The organism is Nocardiopsis sp. TNDT3, assembly GCF_003427465.1.
GTDB lineage: Bacteria > Actinomycetota > Actinomycetes > Streptosporangiales > Streptosporangiaceae > Nocardiopsis > Nocardiopsis dassonvillei.
The window spans coordinates 1-4,993 of the sequence record NZ_QPFC01000640.1 but is presented as its reverse complement, the minus strand read 5'-3'; the positions used below and the strand labels follow the sequence as shown (position 1 = coordinate 4,993).

At 75.1% G+C, this 4,993-nt stretch carries 5 protein-coding genes; 4 read left to right on the top strand and 1 reads right to left on the bottom strand.

The genetic code is table 11. From position 1 onward, the window contains the following. The 3 genes from DQW06_RS16205 to glpD all read left to right on the top strand — a co-directional run. On the top strand, positions 1 to 627 hold a 627-nt coding region (locus tag DQW06_RS16205; protein ID WP_117198842.1), incomplete at its 5' end, for a lytic transglycosylase domain-containing protein. A gap of 30 nt (positions 628 to 657) precedes the next feature. Continuing rightward, positions 658 to 906, top strand: coding sequence for a hypothetical protein (locus DQW06_RS16200; protein ID WP_013155024.1), 249 nt, complete (start codon positions 658 to 660; stop codon positions 904 to 906). A gap of 155 nt (positions 907 to 1,061) precedes the next feature. Beyond that, positions 1,062 to 2,783: a glycerol-3-phosphate dehydrogenase gene (gene glpD, locus DQW06_RS16195; protein ID WP_013155023.1), complete on the top strand. Its 1,722-nt coding sequence runs from the start codon at positions 1,062 to 1,064 to the stop codon at positions 2,781 to 2,783. A 131-nt stretch (positions 2,784 to 2,914) separates the two neighbouring features. Here the strand turns inward: glpD and DQW06_RS16190 are convergent, their stop codons facing one another. Next, complete coding sequence (locus tag DQW06_RS16190) at positions 2,915 to 3,898, bottom strand: ABC transporter substrate-binding protein (RefSeq protein WP_117198841.1); 984 nt, start codon at positions 3,896 to 3,898, stop codon at positions 2,915 to 2,917. A gap of 302 nt (positions 3,899 to 4,200) precedes the next feature. Between DQW06_RS16190 and DQW06_RS16185 the strand changes: the two genes are divergently transcribed. Then, positions 4,201 to 4,993, top strand: a 793-nt coding sequence (locus tag DQW06_RS16185) for a hypothetical protein (RefSeq protein WP_232833046.1), incomplete at its 3' end; no start/stop codon positions are given.

The window sequence follows — 4,993 nt, the reverse complement described above, 5'->3', positions numbered from 1 at the left end:
ACCCCGGAGGAGGGCGACCCCGCCCCCGAGGAGGCGGGCGCCGACGAGCGCCAGACCCCCGCCGTCGAGGAGCGCCCCAGCGCCGAGTGGCTCGACCAGGTGTCGGAGGCGACCGGGATCCCGCGCCGGGCCCTGGAGGGGTACGCGGGCGCGCAGCTGGTGGTCGCCCGGGACCAGCCCTCGTGCCAGCTGTCCTGGCCCACCCTGGCCGGGATCGGCTACATCGAGTCGCACCACGGCACCTACGCCGGGGGAGAGATCGGCGACGACGGCAACACGACCGTCGACATCATCGGCATCCCGCTGGACGGCACCAACCGGACCCGGGCCATCCCGGACACCGACGGCGGCCGGTACGACGGCGACACCGAGTGGGACCGGGCGATCGGCCCGATGCAGTTCATCCCGCACACCTGGGAGCGCTGGGGCGACTCCCCGTCCGGTGGCGACCCCGACCCGCACAACATCGACGACGCCGCGCTCGCCGCGGCCCGGTACCTGTGCGCGGAGGGCCGCGACCTGACCGTCGCGGCCGACTGGGAGGCGGCGATCCTGGAGTACAACCGCTCCGACGAGTACGTCGCCGACGTCCTGGCCTACGCGCACGCCTACGCCGACGCGGCCTGACCCGGCCGTCTGACCAGACGGACTGATCCGGTGGTCCGACCCGGCGGTCGGCCCTCGCGGGCGGGCCGTCTCCGGCCCGCCTCGGGGGCGCCGCGCGCCCTGCCCGCCGACAGCCGCCGCCCCGGTCCGACCGGGTCCGACGCCCCCGGCGCGTTGACGGTCACCGCCGGACCGCTCCTGCTGGTCCTCGACATCTCCCGGGGCCAGAGCGTCGGCTGGGCCTTTCGGCAGAGCACCGCGGTCGCCGCCCTCCCCGCCCAGGCCCTGACGAGGAGGTGAAACGCTTCCCGCCCCCATCCGAACTCCCCGTGACACGCCGGTGCCGGACACCCGGTGTGATCATCGACCCCGGTTAGCCTGGGGCCCTCTCGGATGGACACGGGCCCGGGGCGGGTATGCGCCTGGGAGGAGACCCATCGAGACGGAGGAGACGGATGACTACCACCTGGCTGGGACCGAAGGGGCGCGCCGAGACGCTCGCGTCGATGGCCGACGAGGAACTCGACGTCCTCGTGGTCGGGGGAGGCATCGTCGGGGCGGGCATCGCCCTGGACGCGGTCTCGCGCGGACTGTCCACGGGGCTGGTCGAGGCGCGCGACTTCGCGTCGGGCACCTCCAGCCGGTCCAGCAAGCTCATCCACGGCGGCCTGCGCTACCTGGAGCAGTTCGACTTCGAGCTCGTCCGCGAGGCGCTCCACGAACGCGGCCTGCTCCTCACCACCATCGCCCCGCACCTGGTCCGCCCGGTGCCGTTCCTGTTCCCGTTCGCCCACCACTGGGAGCGCGCCTACATCGGCGCGGGCGTCACCCTCTACGACGCCCTCGCCATGAGCTCGCGCAACAACCGCGGACTGCCCACGCACCGCCACCTGACCAGGTCCGGGGCGCTGCGGGTCTTCCCCGCGCTCAAGCGCAGCGCCCTCGCCGGGGCCATCCAGTACTGGGACTGCCAGGTGGACGACGCCCGCCTGGTCATCAGCGTGCTGCGCACCGCCGCCGGCCTGGGGGCCAAGATCGCCTCCCGCGCCCAGGCGGTCGGGTTCCTGCGCGAGGGCGAGCACGTCGTCGGCGCCACCGTCGCCGACCTGGAGGGCGGCGGCGAGCGGCGCGTCCGGGCCCGCCAGGTGGTCAACGCCGCCGGGGTGTGGACCGACGACATCCAGGAGATGGTCGGCGGCCGGGGCCAGATCCACGTCAGCGCGTCCAAGGGCATCCACCTCGTGGTGCCGCGCGACCGCATCCAGGCCTCCTCCGGGATGATCCTGCGGACCGAGAAGAGCGTCCTGTTCGTCATCCCGTGGGGCCGCCACTGGATCATCGGCACCACCGACACCGCGTGGGACCTGGACAAGGAGAACCCCGCGGCGAGCCGGGCCGACATCGACTACGTCCTCGACCACGTCAACCAGGTCCTGCGCACGCCCCTGGGCCGGGACGACGTCGAGGGCGTGTACGCGGGTCTGCGGCCGCTGCTGACGGGGGAGTCGGAGGAGACCTCCAAGCTCTCCCGCGAGCACACGGTGGCCCATCCCGTGCCCGGCCTGGTCCTCATCGCCGGGGGCAAGTACACGACCTACCGGGTGATGGCCAAGGACGCGGTGGACGCGGTCGCGCACGGCCTGGGCAACGGGATCCCGGCCTCGGTCACCGACCGGCTGCCCCTGGTGGGCGCGGACGGCTACTGGGCGCTGTACAACCAGCGCCACCGGCTGGCCCGGAACTCGGGGCTGCACGTCTCCCGCGTCACCCACCTGCTGCGCCGCTACGGCGCCTCGGTCCACGACCTGCTCGACCTGGTCCGGGAGCGCCCCGACCTCGGCCGACCGCTCGCGCACGCCGAGGACTACCTGCGCGCCGAGATCGTCTACGCGGCCGAGGCCGAGGGGGCTCGCCACCTGGAGGACGTCCTGTCCCGGCGCACCCGGATCTCCTTCGAGACCTGGGACCGGGGCATCGCCGCCGCCGAGGAGGCGGCCGAGCTGCTCGCCGGTCCGCTGGAGTGGAACGAGGAGCAGATCGGGCGGGAGGTCGAGTACTACCGCAAGGGGATCGAGGCCGAGCGCGCGGCGCAGGAGCAGGACACCGACCAGGAGGCGGACGCGATCCAGCACGGGGCCCCGGAGATCGTCCCGGAGGCCAACATCACGCGGCCCTGAGCGCGCGGCGCGGGCGGTTTACCCGGGGGAGCGCCGCCGGGGACCGCCCGCGTCCGAGCCGCCGCACGGTCGGGCCCTCGGCGGTCGCTCCTCCGCGGGCGGGGCCAGCGGGGACCGGCCGCCCGCCGCCCTCAGGAGAGCTGTCCGACGACCGGCTCCAGCTCGCCCCTGAGCCACTCCAGCCCGATGGGCGCGGGGGAGTTCAGCGCGTTGGCGAAGGCCAGGTCGGCGTAGTACACGGTCGAGGCCCCGACCGCGGGCAGCTCCTGGAAGAGGGGGTCCTCGGCCAGCCTGTCGCGGTCCTCCCCGGTCGGGGCCCACACCATGAGCACGTCGGCGTCGAGTTCCCCGGTGCGCTCCAGCGGCAGCGGGTCGCCCGTCTGGGTGTTGTCCTGGTTGTCGGCGGGCCGCAGCCCGAACAGTTCGAGCACCGAGCCGTTGCCGAAGGCGTACCGCCCCGGGTCGGCGCGCACCCACTGGTAGGTCCTGGAACCGATGTCGGGCACCCGCCCGCCGACCTCGGCGAACGCCGCGCTGATGCCGGTGATCAGCTCCTCGGCCTCCTCCTCACCGCGCAGCGCCTGGGCTGTGGTGCGCAGGCGCGCGTCCCAGTCCACGTTGAGGGCCTCGGAGTCCGGGGCGACCGTCGGCGCGATGGCGTTGAGCCGCTCGAACGTGGTCGCGTCCGGAACCTGGTAGGTCTGGGCCAGGATCAGGTCGGGCTCCACCGAGGCGATGGCTTCGAGGTTGGGCCCGCCGTCGGCCGAGACCAGGCCGGGGTCGGCGATCCCGGCCAGCTCCTCGGCCAGCCAGGGGGTGGCGGCCTCCAGGGTCTCGGGGTCGGCGGCGACGGCGACCGGCGTCACCCCCAGGGAGACGGCCTCGTCCGCCGCGGCGAAGCCCAGGGCCAGGACCCGGCTCGGGCTCTCCTCGACCGTGACCCCGCCGTGCCGGGTCTGGACGGTCACGGGGTAGCCGTCGGCGCCGGGGGAGGACCGCTGGTCGGCCTCCCCGGCCCCGGTCGCGCATCCGGCCACGGCGGCGGCCAGCGCGATCGCCGCCACGGCCAGGCGCCTCCCGCGGCCGACCGCCGCGCGCTCCCGTGCAGTCCTCACGTACGCCCACCTCTCACTCGTCGCGAAGCGCTGCTCCGGGCCGCACGGCGGACACGGGGGAGCCGTGGGGGCTCCCGCTCCAGCGCGCGGTTAAGGGAAGCCTTACCTTATTCTCTGCTTGCGGGAGGGTGCCACACCGCCCTCCCCGAAGCGGCGTCCGGACGCGGGACGGGTGCGCGGCCGGGGACCGGCGTCGCGCGTTCGCGGGCAGGTCCCCGCGTTCCCGAGCGGGTCCCCGCGCGGGCCCGCCGCCCCGTCGCCCCGTGGGCCCGAGGGGCCGAGGGCCCGCTACGCTCGGTCGCATGTGGCGATTCGTACGCAAACCAGCCAGGGTGCCGCGTCGGGGCGCCGACATCGGGGCGCACCTGGTACCGGAGGCCTTCGGAGTCGACCCGGTCCTGAGGACCGCGTGCGAGGCCGTCCGCGAGGGCGACCTCGAAGCCGGCACCCCTCTGCTCGTGGAGAGCCGGGAGGACCCCGAGACCCGCGTGCTGCGGGTCGAGGCGCTGGCCAGGGCCGCCGTCGACCTGCCCGAGGAGATCGTCGGACTCATGGCGGCCGGTGCCGACGGGGCCGACACCATGCTCTGGCTGGGCCACACGCTGCTGGCCCGCGCCCTGGTCCGGCCCTCCGGCGGGACCAGGGCCGACGAGAAGGCCGCCTCCGCCGCCCTGCACGAGGCGGTGGAGGCACTGGAGGCCGCCGCGCGGCTGCGCCCCGACGACGCGGCGCCCTGGGCCGGGCTCCAGACCGCCGCGATGGGCCTGGGCGCGGACCGGGAGGAGAAGGACCGGATCTGGCGTGAGATCACCGCCCGCGCGCCCCACCTGTTCCCCGCCCACACGGTCCGCACGCGCACCCTGTCGGCCGCCCGGGGCGGCAGCACCGAGGAGATGTTCGCGTTCGCGGGAGCCGCAGCCGACACCGCGCCCGCGGGCAGCCCCCTGCCGTCCGTGCTCGCCCTCGCCCACGCCGAGCACGTGCGCACGGAGCAGAAGCGCCTGCTCGCCGAGGGCAGCGCCCCCTACATCGTGGACATGGCCCTGGGCCGGCTGCACGGGGAGTCGGCCCAGGAGCTGTTCGAGCTCGCGCGGA

What these genes read in the sequence shown, in the direction of transcription:
- glpD (WP_013155023.1), top strand. Translation starts at nt 1,062, where the DNA reads ATGACTACCACCTGGCTGGGACCGAAGGGGCGCGCCGAGACGCTCGCG.